At 40.6% G+C, this 16,926-nt stretch carries 11 protein-coding genes and 2 tRNA genes; 6 read left to right on the plus strand and 7 right to left on the minus strand.

Features of this window, described 5'->3' with window-relative positions:
• The first annotated feature begins 77 nt into the window (after positions 1-77).
• Positions 78-2,768 (plus strand): TonB-dependent receptor, encoded by a 2,691-nt coding sequence (locus ACOB82_RS10625; RefSeq protein ID WP_448212968.1) that lies wholly within the window; start codon positions 78-80, stop codon positions 2,766-2,768.
• Positions 2,769-2,980: 212 nt separating this feature from the next.
• On the opposite strand, the gene ACOB82_RS10630 is transcribed toward ACOB82_RS10625, so the two are convergent.
• The 5 genes from ACOB82_RS10630 to ACOB82_RS10650 all read right to left on the minus strand — a co-directional run bounded on the left by ACOB82_RS10630 (position 2,981) and on the right by ACOB82_RS10650 (position 8,138).
• Positions 2,981-3,748, minus strand: a complete 768-nt coding sequence (locus ACOB82_RS10630) for a glucosaminidase domain-containing protein (RefSeq protein WP_448212969.1) — start codon at positions 3,746-3,748, stop codon at positions 2,981-2,983.
• Positions 3,749-3,861: 113 nt separating this feature from the next.
• Positions 3,862-4,653 carry a hypothetical protein gene (locus ACOB82_RS10635; RefSeq protein WP_448212970.1) on the minus strand — a complete coding sequence of 264 codons (792 nt, stop codon included), beginning with the start codon at positions 4,651-4,653 and terminating at the stop codon, positions 3,862-3,864.
• A 455-nt stretch (positions 4,654-5,108) separates the two neighbouring features.
• Positions 5,109-5,654: a DUF1415 domain-containing protein gene (locus ACOB82_RS10640; RefSeq protein WP_448212971.1), complete on the minus strand. Its 546-nt coding sequence runs from the start codon at positions 5,652-5,654 to the stop codon at positions 5,109-5,111.
• 39 nt (positions 5,655-5,693) lie between these two features.
• Positions 5,694-7,499 (minus strand): ABCB family ABC transporter ATP-binding protein/permease, encoded by a 1,806-nt coding sequence (locus ACOB82_RS10645; RefSeq protein ID WP_448212972.1) that lies wholly within the window; start codon positions 7,497-7,499, stop codon positions 5,694-5,696.
• Positions 7,500-7,541: 42 nt separating this feature from the next.
• Positions 7,542-8,138: a GTP cyclohydrolase II gene (locus ACOB82_RS10650; RefSeq protein WP_448212973.1), complete on the minus strand. Its 597-nt coding sequence runs from the start codon at positions 8,136-8,138 to the stop codon at positions 7,542-7,544.
• 260 nt (positions 8,139-8,398) lie between these two features.
• Here ACOB82_RS10650 and ACOB82_RS10655 point away from each other — a divergent pair, with 260 nt between their 5' ends.
• Positions 8,399-8,611: a hypothetical protein gene (locus ACOB82_RS10655; protein WP_448212974.1), complete on the plus strand. Its 213-nt coding sequence runs from the start codon at positions 8,399-8,401 to the stop codon at positions 8,609-8,611.
• On the opposite strand, the gene uvrB is transcribed toward ACOB82_RS10655, so the two are convergent.
• Both uvrB and ACOB82_RS10665 read right to left on the minus strand, forming a co-directional pair.
• A complete protein-coding gene (gene uvrB / locus ACOB82_RS10660; RefSeq protein WP_448212975.1) occupies positions 8,612-10,612 on the minus strand; it encodes an excinuclease ABC subunit UvrB in 2,001 nt (666 codons plus the stop codon).
• Complete coding sequence (locus ACOB82_RS10665) at positions 10,609-11,985, minus strand: MATE family efflux transporter (RefSeq protein ID WP_448212976.1); 1,377 nt, start codon at positions 11,983-11,985, stop codon at positions 10,609-10,611. Before ACOB82_RS10665 ends, uvrB begins: the two co-directional genes overlap by 4 nt.
• A gap of 615 nt (positions 11,986-12,600) precedes the next feature.
• On the opposite strand from ACOB82_RS10665, the gene ACOB82_RS10670 reads away from it, so the two are divergent.
• The 4 genes from ACOB82_RS10670 (at position 12,601) to asnB (ending at position 16,748) form a co-directional block, all read left to right on the plus strand.
• A tRNA-Asn gene (locus ACOB82_RS10670) sits at positions 12,601-12,677 on the plus strand.
• A gap of 235 nt (positions 12,678-12,912) precedes the next feature.
• A tRNA-Asn gene (locus ACOB82_RS10675) sits at positions 12,913-12,989 on the plus strand.
• A 378-nt stretch (positions 12,990-13,367) separates the two neighbouring features.
• Positions 13,368-14,837 (plus strand): alanine/glycine:cation symporter family protein, encoded by a 1,470-nt coding sequence (locus tag ACOB82_RS10680; RefSeq protein ID WP_448212977.1) that lies wholly within the window; start codon positions 13,368-13,370, stop codon positions 14,835-14,837.
• A gap of 246 nt (positions 14,838-15,083) precedes the next feature.
• Positions 15,084-16,748 carry an asparagine synthase B gene (asnB, locus tag ACOB82_RS10685; protein WP_448212978.1) on the plus strand — a complete coding sequence of 555 codons (1,665 nt, stop codon included), beginning with the start codon at positions 15,084-15,086 and terminating at the stop codon, positions 16,746-16,748.
• Positions 16,749-16,926 lie beyond the last annotated feature (178 nt).

A 16,926-nucleotide genomic window follows, 5' to 3' on the forward strand; every position in this document is an offset into this window, starting at 1 on the left:
ATATTGATGTAAAAATACCAAGTGTGAGGAAAAAGTAGTACCCCAAACATAATAACAAGCTATACGGGAGTAATAACATGAATTACAAAAAAAGTAAGTTGGCAATAATAGTTGCAATGTCCTTGTCGGGTGGCCATGTCATGGCACAACAAAGCCCAGCAGACGGCGCAAACGATGAAGTTGAAGTAATAGAAGTTAAAGGCTTTAGAAGTTCACTGACAAAGTCATTATTAGAAAAACGCACAGCAGTTAACTCAAAAGAGTCAATTGCCGCAGAAGATATTGGTAAGTTCCCTGATTTAAACATTGCTGAGTCGATTCAGCGGGTACCAGGTGTTGCCATTTCTCGTGAAGGTGGTGAAGGTCGTCAAATTACCTTACGTGGTTTAGGCCCTGCTTTTACTCGTACCACACTCAATGGCATGGAAATTCCTGCAAGTACTGATGGTACCGATTCAGGCGGCGGTGTAAACGGTGGTCGCTCATTTGACTTTAACGTATTCGCTTCTGAATTATTTAACCGCGTTGATATTCAAAAATCACCAACCGCGTCAATGGAAGAAGGCGGTATTGCTGGTACCGTTGATTTATATTCGGCTAAACCGTTTGATAATCGCGGCTTCCACATTTCAGCTTCAGCACAAGGTGGTTACAACGATATCACTGAAGAAGTTGATCCGCGCCTTGCGTTTATGATCAGCAATACGTTTGCTGACGACACCATTGGCGTATTATTTTCAGCGGCCAGTTCAGAGCGTACTGTTCGTCAAGAAGGTTTTGGTACTGTACGTTGGACGACACCAGTAAAAGATGGCGGCGGTTTATTTGCTGACACATCAAATACCGTAGTAACAGGTACGCCAAGTGTTGGTGCTTGTGAAGATGACGGCGTTGCTGTTGACCCGATCAACTGTTTATGGACACCGCGCTTGCCACGTCCAGATTACTTTGGCAATGAACAAGATCGTGATGGCTATACTGCGTCCATTCAATATGCACCAAGTGATGACTTAGTTATTACGTTCGATGCCCTACTTTCAACCTTAGATAACAAACGTACTATGTACAATTTCTTTGAAATGTTCCGTAGTACCTTTGATGAAATTACTCCTACCGCGATTACTGTACACCCTAATGGTCAGCAAGTTTTGGCTGGTACTTATGATGGTGTTAAATCGCGTATTGAAAGTCGCCAGCAAATTTCATCAACAGATTTTAGCCAATATGTATTATCTGGTACCTACAACATTACCGACCGCTTTATGGTTAATGCGATGTTTGGTACGGCAGAATCTGACGCTCGTTCAGAGCAATACCGCTACAACATGACCAATAATACTGCCCATACCTTTAGCTTTGATTTTAGCGATAATTCAAACGCTCCTGATGTTAGCTATGGTTATGATGTCAATGATGCCGGTATGTACAACCTATCAGACGGTCGTTTGCGTGCAACGGATGTTGATAGAGAAAACGATACGGCAAAAATTGATTTCATATATGAAGGCGATGAATTAACCGTTAAAGCCGGTTACGCCTATAACGACAGAAAAGTAGCCTATAGCGAAGAGCAAATTAATGGCTTCCCTGATCAAGACTCTGCTGTTGGTTACAGTGAAATGATGCCAGTTGATGGCTTTGGCAATGGCTTTGATGGCCCGTTATCATCATTTATTGTTGCTGACTTTGGTGCAATCAAATCAGGTTTATTACCTTCTGAGTGGACACCGCGTTCAGCCCAAACCTGGAAAGTTGAAGAAGAAACCGATGCACTTTATTTAGAGTTAAGTACTAGCCATGAAATTGCTGGTATGACGCTTAACTCAAACTTTGGTATGCGTTATGTTGAAACAACAACAACCTCAACAGGTTTAATTGATGAAGATAAGGTAACCATTGAAAACGACTACAAAAACTTCTTACCAGCAATTAACTTAGCGTTAAATGCCACAGATGAAGTCGTAGTGCGTTTAGGTATGTCACAAACCATTACTCGCCCAAGCTTAAGTTCACTAAATCCTGGTAACCCAAGCTTTTCTTACATCAATGGTACGGTAAGTACGGGTAACCCATTCCTTAAGCCATTTGTCTCTGACAATGTCGATGTTGCTTTAGAGTGGTACTTCAATGAAGAGTCGTTATTGGCGGCTAATGTTTATTACAAAGATATTGATGACTGGATTGCCAGTGACTCTGAAGAGCGTTTAGTAGACCCGGCCTACTATCCGTTTATTGATGCAGATCCACAATACGATCCACAAATTGCCTTAGATCCGCGTAACGTTCCATACGAGCACTTCACCAGTGTTAACAAGGATAACAACCAAATTAGTGGTTTAGAGTTAATCTATCAGCAACCTATGAGCTTTTTACCAGCGCCATTTGATGGCCTAGGGGTAGTTGCAAACTACACGAAAGTAAATTCATCTGCTGATATCACTGGCTTATCTGAAAATTCGTACAACTTTACCTTGTACTATGAAAAAGATAACTACGGTGCTCGCGTTTCAGCCAACAAGCGTGATGATTATATTACCGACTTTACCGGTAGTAATGGTAACGCTGAACATGGCACAACGGGCCCTACTCACGTTGATATCTCGGCATTTTATAATTTCAGCGAAAACTTAACGTTTACCCTAGAAATTATTAATGTCACTGATGAGTACGAGCGTTTATTCACCACTGGCGACGGTAACCTAAACCTGATGCGTGAATATAACCACACTGGCACTCAATACTTCCTTGGTGTTCGCTACAACATGTAGTATGGCAATGTAGGAATCTCCCTCACTACGTTGCTTAAACACGCCAAAGCCTATTAGCTTGCTAATAGGCTTTTTTATTGGGCGTATGGAAGTATTTACACGATATTAAGCAATGCATATTTAATGTTAGTTGCTAAATATCGTGCTTAAAGTCCGTGATGCACACCTTGGCGAATTGCGGCCAACTATCAATGAGGGTGACGAAATCGCAATTAGGGTGACGAAATCGCTTGATTATTGGCTTGTTCAAAAAAACGTTTGTTATGCCTTAACATATCTGAGATTTCCACTACATAGTCAGAGCCGCGCTCCGAATAAGGCAATAACCCAGTTGCAAGCACTTCCGGTACTAAAGGTTGCTCTTGATCGCGTAACTGCTTGCGAATGGTGCGAAATACGCCATAAGCGGCATTGGTGTTGATATTGTGTAAATAGCGAGTGACCGCATCATCAACACTTTGGAATGCTTGTACTTCGTGATCGGCTGCTTCATCGCGTGAACGTGGCACCATACCGCACCCAGGTCGGTAGCACCATATACCAAAAAAGTTCAAACCTATACGAGCAAAACGTGATGTGCCCCATGCCGACTCATTAGCTGCTTGCACTAACACTAAAGGCGCTGGAATTTTATCTACTTTCACTTCCAACTCAACTAGCTGCTCGTTTAATGTTTTCTTATCGCTTACTCGGTATTTTTTCACCAGCTTGGCAAGCTTTGCCTGTTGTTCAGCAGATACGGTTAAGCCATCGTTAACATCCGCTAATAGCGACAAAATAAACTTACGCTCGGCTAGAATGGCACTATTTTGCTTTTCAACTGAGGGGCGAATAAATGAAAAAAATGCGCGCTTTTTCTGTTCAACATCAAGAATTTGGTCAAAGTCTGGCAAGTCGACATTATGTAGCGGCTTTTCCTTTGGTTTAGCTACAACTTCATCTGTCGGCTCTTGCTCACCAATATAGTAGGGTTTGATCATAAAAGGCCTGATTAACATACCCAAAAACAATAACGCTACTATCAATATGACATTTTTTTTCAACATACTCTCTTTCAACTTCTATACTCCCACATCCATTTGGGTTTGCTAATTTAGGCGATAAATGTATCGTCTACAACTGAACTATCGGCGGTAACAGCATGCAATTTCATGCCAAAAATTTCTCGGTATAACACACCTTTTACATTGTAATAAAGTGGTGCTAAATACGACATCACCACGACAAAAAGCACACTTGCAACCAAGACCATGGCGCTGTTTTGACCAACAAATGCTAATGGTAATGCCGCCAATAACAGCACTCCAACTAACATTAAGTATACTTTAAAAATATTAAACCACTGAAAGCGTAATGCCTTAATCGATAAAACGATGGCTTTAATTGGCGTTAGACGCTTTTCTACAATCAATGGAATAGTTAACGATAATGCAACCGCTAAAAATATGCCGGGGATCACTAATAACTGTAATCCTAAGCTAATTAATAGTGACGTTAGCACGGCACAAATTGCCACCCAGCTACCGCGTTTTAAAAAGGCAAACACTAATTTAGGCTGGGTTTTTAACCCGACGGCATGTAGCACGCCCATCATTTCGACACCTGCAAGAAATGGCCAAATAGCGACAGTCACCACTAAATTAAGGATAAAGCTGGCTTTAGGATCTTCAAAAACATGTTCGATACCACCTAATGACTGACTGACAACAATTGAAACTATTGCCCCCAAAATCATGACAAACATTAGCGCTAAATTAATCGTCCAACGAGTATTTACCGTATACTTCCATGCCTCTTTTAACACTTGCATAGAGTCGATTTTATATTGGCCGGCCAATGCTTTTTCTATATCACCGCCCACATGTACTATTTTATCTTTTTCCACTAACACACCTTGTTATTAAAGCGACTGATGCTGATTCAATCGATGTCGTAAAGACTAACTTAAGGACTAATTTGCCGGCTATTGTAACTGATAGCGTAAAAGAATACTGTTTAAAATCACTTCGATTAATTTTGAAAAACAAAGAAGTGTAAGCCATTGCTGGCACATAAGTGTAACAATGAAAGTTTGTTAATGAATGAATATTTTACGGTTATTTCTAAACAGTGATTTAGCTAGCCATTATTTGTTTCGCTTCTGTTAAGCGGTTTCGATAGAACATCCAAAGCTCGTCAAAACTATTAAAGTAGATGCGGTGACCGCAATATATTGTGCTCATACCATACTCCTTTCATCTTAAGTGCATTGCATGGTAGAGAACTGTCGGTTAAATACTGTGTGGCTTTGAAAACCTATTGTGACAAATTGTAATGCGCAAAATGTAAACGCTATAAACCTTACATTTTGTTTAAACGCGCTAAAAACTGCTTAAAAAATGCAGTGCCTTTATCTTGAGCTAAAGCAATATTGTTGTCTGGAATTTGCTCAGGATGTGGATATAAGGCGAGTACTTTTTCCATACTCGCTTCACGGATCAAGTGCAACATTGGAAGTGGCGAGCGATTGGTGTAGTTACTCGGTTCATCATCACGTTCACCATCGAAGACATATTCAGGGTGAAAACTTGCCACCTGAATCTCGCCCTCTAAACCCATATCTATCAACAAGTCATTAGCATAGTCCACTAAATCAAGGTACTTGTCGAACTGGCGAAAACCTGTGGTATAAATGATTAACGTTGTTTCAACATCAGGATTGGCTAATAAATACTGACATTCATCGGCAAACTCCTCTAGAGCAACAGGTAATAAGCCAGCCTTACTGTCATGATAACGAATGGTGTTATTAACAAATTCTTTTTTGGCAAATGGGCAGAAATTTAAGCCGATGACAATTTCTTCTAACCAGGCTTTAGTTTTTGCTATCGCTGGGTGTTGTTGCATTTCAAGTTCTCACTATGTGTTGCGCTGATATTTTTTAACTTAAGGTTGCTCACTTGCTGACTCAGCAGTTTGTGATTGCTGTAACGACCACATACCAAAATAAACGCCTTGATTGTTTAGCAATGTTTGATGACTGCCCTGCTCAACTATCTGACCATTTTTCATGACTAAAATATGATCGGCATCGACAACAGTCGATAAACGATGAGCAATTACTAAGCTGGTTTTATTGCGGCTAACTTGTTTTATCGCCTTTAAAATTGCTTGCTCAGAGTGACTGTCTAAGCTTGAGGTTGCTTCATCAAACACCAAAATTTCGGGGGCTTTTAAAATAGTGCGAGCAATGGCTACCCGTTGCTTCTCACCACCAGATAATTTCAAGCCCCGCTCGCCAACCATGGCCTTTACGCCCTCTGGTAATTGGCTTATAAATGTATCTAAATGAGCAAGTTTAATCGCTTCTCGGACTTGTTCATCATTTGCTTGTGGATTGCCATATTGAACGTTAGCAAACAAGGTATCGTTAAATAACACAGTATCTTGCGGGACAATGCCAATATGTCGCCGTAAACTGTGTTGACTAACTTGGGTAATATCTTGATTATCAATATAAATTCTACCCGCGCTAACATCATAAAACCGAAATAGTAATTTAACTAAAGTAGATTTACCTGAGCCGCTATCACCAACTACCGCCAGTTTTTGACCTGCTTTAATATCAAACGTTAAGCCATTAATGACCTGACGTTTACCGTCATAGCTAAAGGTAACATTTTCAAACCGTACCACGCCTTCTGTCACTTTTAGCTCTGGCGCTTCGTCAATATCGACAATCGCCGGCTTTTTACCGAGCAAAGTAAACATTTGTTCAATATTAGCCATTGACCCTTTAATCTCACGGTAGACAAAGCCTAAAAAGTTAAGCGGCATAAACAGTTGCATCATAAACGCATTAACTAGAACAAAATCTCCAAGCGTCATTTGCTGGTATGTGACTTGATAGGCCGCCATTGCTAGCATTACTGTCATCGACAATGCGATAATTAACGCCTGACCGCCGTTTAAGGCAAATAACGATAAACGGTTTTTAATTTTCGCCTGCTCCCATGTTGCTAATTGCTGATCATAAGCATTCGCTTCATAAGATTCGTTGGTGAAGTATTTAACCGTTTCATAGTTAAGCAAACTGTCGATTGCCCGAGTGTTACTGGAAGAGTCAGCTTTATTGGCCTCGCGAATATAGCCAGTGCGCCACTCCGTGGCTTTAACCGAATAAGCGATGTAACACACCACTGAAATGATCACTGCCAGCGAGAAACTTACCCCGTAATTAATCCCTAGAATCGCAACGACTAGCACAATTTCAAATAACGTAGGAACGATATTAAACACCATGAATCGCATCATAAAACTGATGCCCGACGTGCCTCTATCAATATCTCGAGAAATACCACCCGTTTGGCGGTTAAGGTGAAAATCTAGCTCAAGCTGATGCAGATGGTTAAAGACCTTCAAACCAATACGGCGAATAGCACGTTCAGTTACTCGCCCAAATAAGGTATCGCGAATTTCAGCAAAAATTACAATCGAGAATCTCACCGCACCGTATGCAGCAACTAAACCAATGGGCACTAAATAAATGCTGTTTTTACCGTTTTCATCGAGCAAGTCGACTAAGTCTTTTAAAATAAACGGCAAATAAACACTGGCGATTTTGGTTAAAATTAAACAGCCAATCGCTATAGCAATGCGCAGCTTAAATTCAAGTAGATAAGGCCACAGTGATTTGAGTACTCGCCAATTTATTTCGGCAACGTCAGTTTCGGGGTAATTGCTGCGGCGCATCGTTTGGTTCTTTATTAGGTATTATTGGTAATTAGCCAGTGACTAATCGATATCAATATCATGTTTACCGTGCTGCTTTTTAGCGGCTAAATAACTGGCGTTATCTGGCTTGATATGAACACTGGTATTAACTACTTCTGCCACTTTTACTTTTTCAGCTAGCGCTTTAGCTTTTTTAGGATTATTAGTCAGTAACTTAAGCTCAGAAATATTTAATGCATTTAACATGGCTATTGCATGTTCAAAGCTACGTTGATCGTCGTCAAACCCTAGGTGTTTATTGGCTTGGTAGGTGTTAAGCCCTTGGCTTTGCAAAACATAAGCATCAATTTTGTTGTAAAGGCCTATACCGCGTCCTTCTTGACGCATATACAGAATCACACCACCTTGCTCAGCCATCATGGCAATACTTTCATCTAATTGCTCACCACAATCACAACGCGATGAATGAAAAACATCACCAGTTAAACATTCTGAATGTACTCTTACTAACGGTACTTTCTGGGTTAAATCGGCTTGTTTGAAAACAATAGCAACATGCTCGTTGTCTTTATCAAAACAGGTAAAACTGACAATTTCTGCGTCAATATCGCTATGTGGGCCAACCTTTAACTTCACCCTTGCTCTAATTTGTGACATATAACTGTTAAATCTCTTTTACTTTATCGTTGAGAAACGTATCAACAATATTTGATCCGCGAATTTTACCCCTTGTCAGGTAAAATGGCGAACCTTTATCGTATCAATTTTCAATTCTTTAACTTATTTTTAGCTGGTCTTTAACTGATTATTATAACTAGTAAACTAGCGGCGTTTTTTTTACATAACCAATGAATATAATGCCTTGAGCGCTATAGACTACACTTTATAAAGGTACTATTCGATATGAGGATGTATTTATGAGCGCTATATGGAAAAACCACGCCATGCATTTAGCCAATATGATTAATTGCAATAAAGAGACACAAGCGCACCTTTACTTGGAACAACTCATGCTGTTCCCTGTTGATGTTCAAGACCGAATTATTGAGGAAATCAGTAGCTTAACTCACTGTAACAGTGACGCCGTTGCCGATATTATCTGCAGATACTCAATGCCTGATCTTAAATAGCTAACGACTAAGCTGTAATTCTCTTAACTTTGCAATTTCATCTCTAACCGAAGCGGCTTGTTCGAATTCCAAATTCTTGGCAAATTCAATCATATTTGCCTCAAGCTGCTTAACTTTCTGTTCAATTTCTTCAAACGACATAACGTGTGCAGGCCCTTTACGCTCTGCCACTTTGTTCGCGATTAATTGCTCTTCTGGCGTACTGCCAATATCCATCACATCGGTGATCTTTCTTACCACACCTTTTGGCGTGATATTGTGCTCTTGGTTATATTCATCTTGTTTTGCTCGTCGACGCTCTGTTTCATCCATCGCTCGACGCATTGAGCCGGTAATACGATCGGCATATAAAATTGCTTTACCATTAACATTACGTGCCGCACGACCAATAGTTTGAATCAATGAGCGTTCAGAGCGCAAAAAGCCTTCTTTATCTGCATCCAAAATGGCCACTAAAGACACTTCTGGCATATCCAAGCCTTCACGTAATAAGTTAATTCCCACTAAGACATCAAACTTGCCTAAACGAAAGTCTCGAATAATCTCAACACGCTCTACCGTATCAACATCTGAATGCAGGTAACGTGTTTTAATATTGTGCTCGTGTAAGTAATCGGTCAGATCTTCAGCCATACGTTTGGTTAAGGTCGTGGCTAATACTCGCTCACCAATCGGAATGCGCTTATTAATTTCCGATAATAAGTCATCAACTTGTGTATCAACGGGGCGAACAAAAATTTCTGGATCAAGTAAGCCTGTCGGTCGAACCACCTGCTCTGCCACTTCACCTGAAGATTTTTCCATTTCATAATTACTTGGCGTTGCCGAAACATAAATGGTTTGCGGCGCTAACGCTTCAAACTCTTCGAATTTCATTGGCCGGTTATCTAGTGCTGAAGGCAGTCGAAAACCATATTCCACCAAGTTTTCTTTACGCGAGCGATCGCCTTTATACATAGCGCCAATTTGCGGCACAGTAACATGCGACTCATCAATGATTAACAGACCGTCATCAGGCAAATAATCAAATAAGGTTGGTGGCGCTTCACCTTCGCCACGACCCGATAAATAACGGGAATAGTTTTCGATTCCTGAGCAATAACCAAGCTCAGTCATCATCTCAATATCAAATTGAGTGCGCTGTACAATGCGTTGCTCTTCAATTAATTTATTATTATCTTTTAATTGCTTAGCTCGGTCTTTGAGTTCAATTTTAATTGACTCAACCGCCGCTAAAATTTTCTCACGTGGCGTTGCGTAATGTGTTTTAGGGTAGACAGTGACTCGTGCCAACGTGCGCTCAACACTACCAGTTAATGGGTCAAATTCACTGATTTTTTCCACTTCTTCATCAAATAGCTCAACCCTAAGTGCTAATCGGTCTGATTCAGCAGGAAAGATATCAATCACATCACCACGCACCCGATAGGTTGCCCGCTGAAATGCCACGTCGTTGCGAGTGTATTGCAACTCGGCTAAACGGCGCAAAATATCACGCTGATTAATAATATCGCCTTGGCGCAAATGCAACATCATTTGCAAGTAAGAGTCAGGATCACCTAGACCATAAATAGCAGAAACAGAGGCAACAATAATTACATCTCGTCGCTCTAGTAACGCTTTGGTGGCCGATAACCGCATTTGCTCAATATGATCGTTTATCGAGGCATCTTTTTCAATAAAGGTATCAGTGGTTGGCACATACGCTTCTGGCTGATAATAGTCGTAATACGAAACAAAATATTCCACGGCATTGTTCGGAAAGAACTCTTTCATTTCGCCATAAAGCTGTGCCGCCAACGTTTTATTTGGCGCTAGCATCATGGTAGGACGATTAAGCTTGGCAATGACATTAGCAACGGTAAATGTTTTACCTGAACCTGTAACCCCTAATAAGGTTTGATGGGCTAAGCCGGCTTCAATGCCTTCTAATAATTGCTTTATCGCGGTAGGTTGATCGCCGCTAGGCGTATAATCGGAAACTAACTGCATTGACTTCATGTCGATTGAGCCTCTCCATCAATTTGATGTTGGTTAAACTGGCGGGTAAATGAATAATAAGAAATAAATGCCATGACAACGTTACCTAACAAGGCACCGACAAAAAAGCCTTCAATACCAAAGAAATAACTTCCTAAATACGCCAATGGCACATAGCAAATAAATAATCGAACAACCGATAAAGTTAACGCTACCAAAGGTTTATGCAGCGCATTAAATGAAGAATTAGTTAGAATAATAATCCCTTGCAAACCGTAGCCAAGCGGTAAGGTATAGATAAATAATTTTATTAAATCAGCTACTGCCTGCTCTTTAGCAAACGCATTGGCGATAAATGATGAGCACACAATTAACACGGCATAAATCAACACTTGCCAGATTAATACAAATTTAACTGCCGATTGGTAGGCCTGCTCAACCCGCTCCATTTTACCTGCACCAAAATTTTGGCTAATAAATGGTGGTAACGTCATCGATAATGCAAGTACCACTAAGCTAGCTATCGATTCAATTCGTGAGCCAACACCAAATGCCGCTACTGCCGACTCACCATAGCTAGCAATAATTGCGGTCATAATGGCCGCTGCCATGGGCGTTAACATATTAGCCCCAGCAGCAGGTAAACCAATGTGCAAAATGCCACGACACGCTTTAATAAATGTCTGCCAAGGAATTATGTGGCCATGAATTAATTGGCGCTTTTTAATTAACACGTGTAAGACAAACGCTAGACCGAATATCCAAGAAACAAAGGTCGCATAAGCCGCGCCTTTAACTCCCATCGCCGGTATTGGACCAAAACCAAAAATAAAGGCAGGATCAAGCACAGCGTTTATAAGCCCCGCGCTGCCCATAATAATACTCGGCGTTTTGGTATCTCCTGAGGCGCGCAATATTGCATTTCCTATCATAGGGCCGATTAAGCAAATACTGCCCAAATACCAAATATCAATATAGTCGTGAATAAGTGGTAGCAGGCTTTTATTGGCGCCAAGCAAAAGAAATATTTCGTCAGTAAAAATAAAACCTAATGCTGAAATAAGTGAAACGATTACCGCAGACAAATACATTGCCGAAGTCGCGCTATCTTTAGCGGTTGCTTTATCTTTCGCCCCTAAGTAACGAGCGATGACCGCAGAAGTGCCAATCCCCAAACCAATGGTCAGGCTTATCACGGTAAAGGTAATAGGAAAGGTAAAACTAACCGCTGCCAGTGGTTGTGTTCCCAACAAACCGACGAAAAACGTATCCACCAAATTAAACGTCATTAATAAAATCATGCCGTAAATCATCGGAATCGTCATATTTTTCAAAGTTAGCCCGACAGGATCTTTAAGTAAGTCAGTTTCGCGCTTATGTGCAATTGTGGTCATGTATTGGACAGCAAATTTATTGTTAGCGTTTTAATACAACTATTGTAAAAGATAGTTTTTAGTGCGGCTATCGCTATATGCGATTTCCGAACAATAAGTTTCAACAACAATGTAAGAATTAATGTAATCTCATTTTAGCTATGCCGCTTAGCTATGGTTAAATTAGCAACAAAATAATTTTTGTTAGACTAATCTGGCAAGTAATCACCAAGAAAACTACTTAAAACAACTGATTGTTCATTTAATACGCTTGATGTTGCGTTTTTCACCACAAAAACAATTAACCAACTGTTTTTATTGCACTTTATCGATTTGAGCTATTTTTTAACCATCAGGCTACACCCCCAGTAAAATCGATAACAATACGATTTATTACACTTTCGCCCACACAGTTATCCACAACTTACGTGGATAACTTAAATTTGGCTCAAGTTTTTAAGTGAAAACTTAAATAAACAATTAAAAGTGGGTGAATTCACACCAATTCGTTTACAAAGCAAGCAAACGAATTAAATATTAAAATTTTTGTCATTTTTGTGTTGACACTATCATAATCGGGCTTTAATATTCCGCCCCGTTAACGAGTGACGCACTTGTTAACGGAATAAACACTATTCCCCTGTAGCTCAGTTGGTTAGAGCGGTGGACTGTTAATCCATGTGTCGTCTGTTCAAATCAGACCAGGGGAGCCAAATTTATGATAATGGTTGAAAATATTATTTCTAACGGTTATCAGAGCGAATAGCTCAAAAGTAAAAGTTTATTCCTTATTGCTCTGTTAGTTTGAGCTATGAGGTTGAGAATACTGTTAATCATGTATATCTTGTAAAACAAACCAGTTTATTCCCCTGTAGCTCAGTTGGTTAGAGCTATGAGGTTGAGGGTACTGTTAATCCATGTACTGCTTGTAAAAACAAACGAGATTATTCCCCTGTAGCTCAGTTGGTTAGAGCGGTGGACTGTTAATCCATGTGTCGTCTGTTCAAATCAGACCAGGGGAGCCACTTAAAGAAAGGTCGCTTTTTGCGGCCTTTTTTGCTTTTAGGCGTTTAGTCAATTGAGCATAAAATTGATTAACGCGGTGGACTGTACTTATTCAATCTGACATGTGCCAACTGCTTAAATCAGCTCAATGAAACCAACTAAAGAAAGGTCGCTTTTTGCGGCCTTTTTTGCTTTTAAACGTTTAGCCTAAACCCCCCCCTTTGGTTTGTCTCACTACGACTAATTTCGCACCATTTAGTTACCCAAACAAACGCCTGCTTTATTGTTTGGAGTAATCAGTGCCCCTTTCCATTTAAAAAACAGATAAATAACAGAAAAAATTTGCACATTGCTTCAATATCTTTAAGGTAGATAAAAAACAATAATTTCAAAATGACATGATTGATCAAATAGTTGAGTTAATAGTTGGCAATGTTAACAAGGTATTATGGGGCGAAGGCCAAGTACTCATTTATATTTTAGTATTTGCCGGGCTTTGGTTTAGCTATCACCTTAAATTTGTTCAATTTAATCATTTTCGCCATATGTTTTCGGTGATGAAAAACAGCACCAATGAAGACAAAGCTGGCATCAGTTCATTTCAAGCGTTATGTACCGGTTTATCTGCACGCGTTGGCACCGGCAACCTTGCTGGTGTTTCTGTTGCTATTTCGTTAGGTGGCGCTGGCGCAGTATTTTGGATGTGGGTGATTGCGTTTTTAGGTATGGCCACAGGTTTTGCTGAAAGCGTTTTAGGACAACTTTATAAAGTTAAAGACGATCACGGCGAATATCGTGGCGGCCCTGCTTATTATATTCAAAAAGGTTTATCAAAACGTTGGCTGGCAATTGCCTTTGCTATCTGTTTATTTCTTGGGTATGGCTTCAGCTTTAGCGCTATGCAAGCTAATACTATTACCGATGCGCTTAACCATGCGTTAGATATTCCGCAAGTATACTCCGGACTTATTATCACCCTGCTCGCTGGCGTTATTGTTGCTGGCGGCTTTCGTGGCATCGCTCATTTTGCCGAAAAAGTAGTGCCATTTATGGGCATTAGCTATGTGCTGTGCGCCCTACTTATCACTGTATATAACTTTGAACTCGTTCCAGCCGTATTAGGCGACATTTTTGCCTCGGCATTTGGTTTACAAGAAGCTGGCGCGGGCGCATTAGGCGCTGCAATAAAAAATGGTATTCAACGTGGGCTTTATTCCAATGAAGCGGGTGCCGGCTCAGTGCCTCATGCCTCGGCCAGTGCGTCGCCTAATCCAAACCACCCCGTTGCTCAAGGCTTTGTGCAAATGTTAGGCGTGTTTATCGATACTATGGTGCTGTGTACCTGTACGGCATTTATAATTTTACTGGCCGATGTGCCTATGTCTGGCAATATGGAAGGTATTCGCCTAACTCAAGATGCCATGACCACTCATATTGGTGAAGGTGGTGTTTATTTTGTTGCCGCTGCCATTTCGTTATTTGCTTTTACCTCAGTAGTTGCTAATTACGCTTATGCTGAAAGTAACCTGCATTTATTCCACCTTGATAATAAAACTGGCCGCAGTCTTTACACCTTTAGCTATCTTGCCATGGTATTTTGGGGAGCAAATGCTTCGCTTACTCAAGTGTGGGCTATGGCCGATATGGCGCTGGGCTTAATGACGTTAGTTAATATTTTTGCCATTGTTCAGCTTACCCCAACCATTAAAGCCTTGTATGTTGACTATATGAAAAAACGAACTGCTAATGCAGATATGACACTATATAGCGACCAACTTAGCTATCAAGGAAAGTTATCTAACAATATCTGGCCAACTCAAAATAGTGCTACTTCAACGGGAAATAGCGACACGACCAGTCAAAGTTAGAGTTTTTATACAAATAATTTAAATAAGCTATTGCAATTTAAATAAAAACAACGCATTTTAAAAGCGCGCTTTGTTTTTGAAACACTATCAACAACAGCGTATTGGCAACAGACGGCCCACCGTTTGTGTAATTTCAACCTTAACCCGACATAGCTTAGTTCGCCGGCTATGAAGGATGTTAGGCGAACAATTAAAGCCTGTTAACAGGGCTAAATCTTACAATTTGGAAAAAGGAGTAGCGCTTCAATGTGTTCGATCTTTGGTATTCTTGATATAAAAACTGGTGCAGAGGCATTACGCCCTATCGCATTAGAATGTTCTCGTCTTTTACGTCACCGCGGTCCTGATTGGTCAGGCATTTACTTTAACGACAACGCAATTTTAGTGCATGAGCGCTTAGCCATTGTTGGTACAGAGAACGGTGCTCAGCCACTTTACAGCCATGATAAAAAACATATTCTTGCAGTAAATGGCGAAATTTATAACCATAAAACACTGGCTGCTAACTTAAACGTTGATTACCAGTTCCAAACAGGCTCTGATTGCGAAGTTATCCTGCCACTTTATCAAGAGTTCGGTGCAGACTTTATTGATAAACTACAAGGCATGTTCGCCTTTTGTTTATATGACGAAAGTGAAGATCGCTATATTATTGCTCGCGATCATATCGGTATTATTCCACTTTACACTGGCCGAGATGCAGACGGTAACTTCTATGTTGCCTCAGAAATGAAGGCATTGATGCCTGTGTGTAAAACCGTAGAAGAATTTCCTCCAGGCCATGTGCTTGACAGCAAAACCGGTGAATTACGCAAATACTACAAACGTAACTGGCAACAATTTGATGCCATTAAAGATAACACCACCAGTATTGATAAATTACGCGCAGCCCTTGAAGATTCAGTAAAAAGTCATTTAATGACTGACGTACCATACGGCGTGCTGTTATCAGGTGGCTTAGACTCCTCGTTAGTGTCAGCGATCACCCAAAAATATGCCTCGCGCCGTATTGAGGAAAATGATTTATCAGAAGCTTGGTGGCCAAAAGTACATTCATTTGCTTGCGGCTTGCAAGGCTCGCCAGATTTAGCCGCAGCGCAAAAAGTGGCTGATGCTATTGGCACTATTCACCATAGTGTGGTCTTTACTGAACAAGAAGGTATTGACGCGTTAAAAGAAGTGATTTATCACTTAGAAACTTACGATGTAACCACTATTCGTGCTTCTACCCCTATGTATTTAATGGCGCGAAAAATTAAAGCAATGGGCATCAAAATGGTGTTATCGGGTGAAGGGGCTGATGAAATTTTTGGTGGTTATTTATATTTCCACAAAGCGCCAAACGCTCAGGAATTCCACGAAGAGTTAATTAGAAAGCTTGATAAGTTACACATGTTTGACTGCTTGCGCGCTAACAAGTCGATGTCGGCTTGGGGCATTGAAGCTCGCGTACCGTTTTTAGATAAAAACTTTTTAGACGTCGCCATGCGCATTAACCCTGAAGATAAAATGTGTGGTAACGGGAAAATCGAAAAAGGCGTATTACGAAGCGCATTTAAAGGCTATTTACCGGAAGAAATTCTATGGCGCCAGAAAGAACAGTTTTCTGATGGCGTAGGTTATTCTTGGATTGACGGTTTAAAAACTTATGTTGAGTCGCAAGTAAGCGATCAACAACTGGAAACGGCCAAATTTAAGTTCCCAGTTAACACACCAGATACAAAAGAAGCTTATTTCTACCGCAGCATTTTTGAAGAGCACTTCCCGCTAGAAAGCGCTGCGCAATGTGTACCGGGTGGTAAGTCAGTTGCTTGTAGTACACCGCAAGCATTAGCATGGGACGAAGCTTTTAGCAAAATGGCAGATCCTTCTGGTCGTGCGGTACAAGCCGTACATAACGACAGTTATTAATGGCAATTTTATTGTAGAAAAGGCGCATTAGCGCCTTTTTTATTATACGGTGCAGCAGCTTGCAAACAGTTAGTTGCAAAAATTTTAAGTTAGCGGTTAATTTTTCTGTAATTTTATTTTAAAGTAACTTGCATTAATCGCCCCATTTATACGCCACTATTAGGCAAAAGTTAGGATA

The organism is Colwellia sp. MEBiC06753 (genome assembly GCF_053470325.1).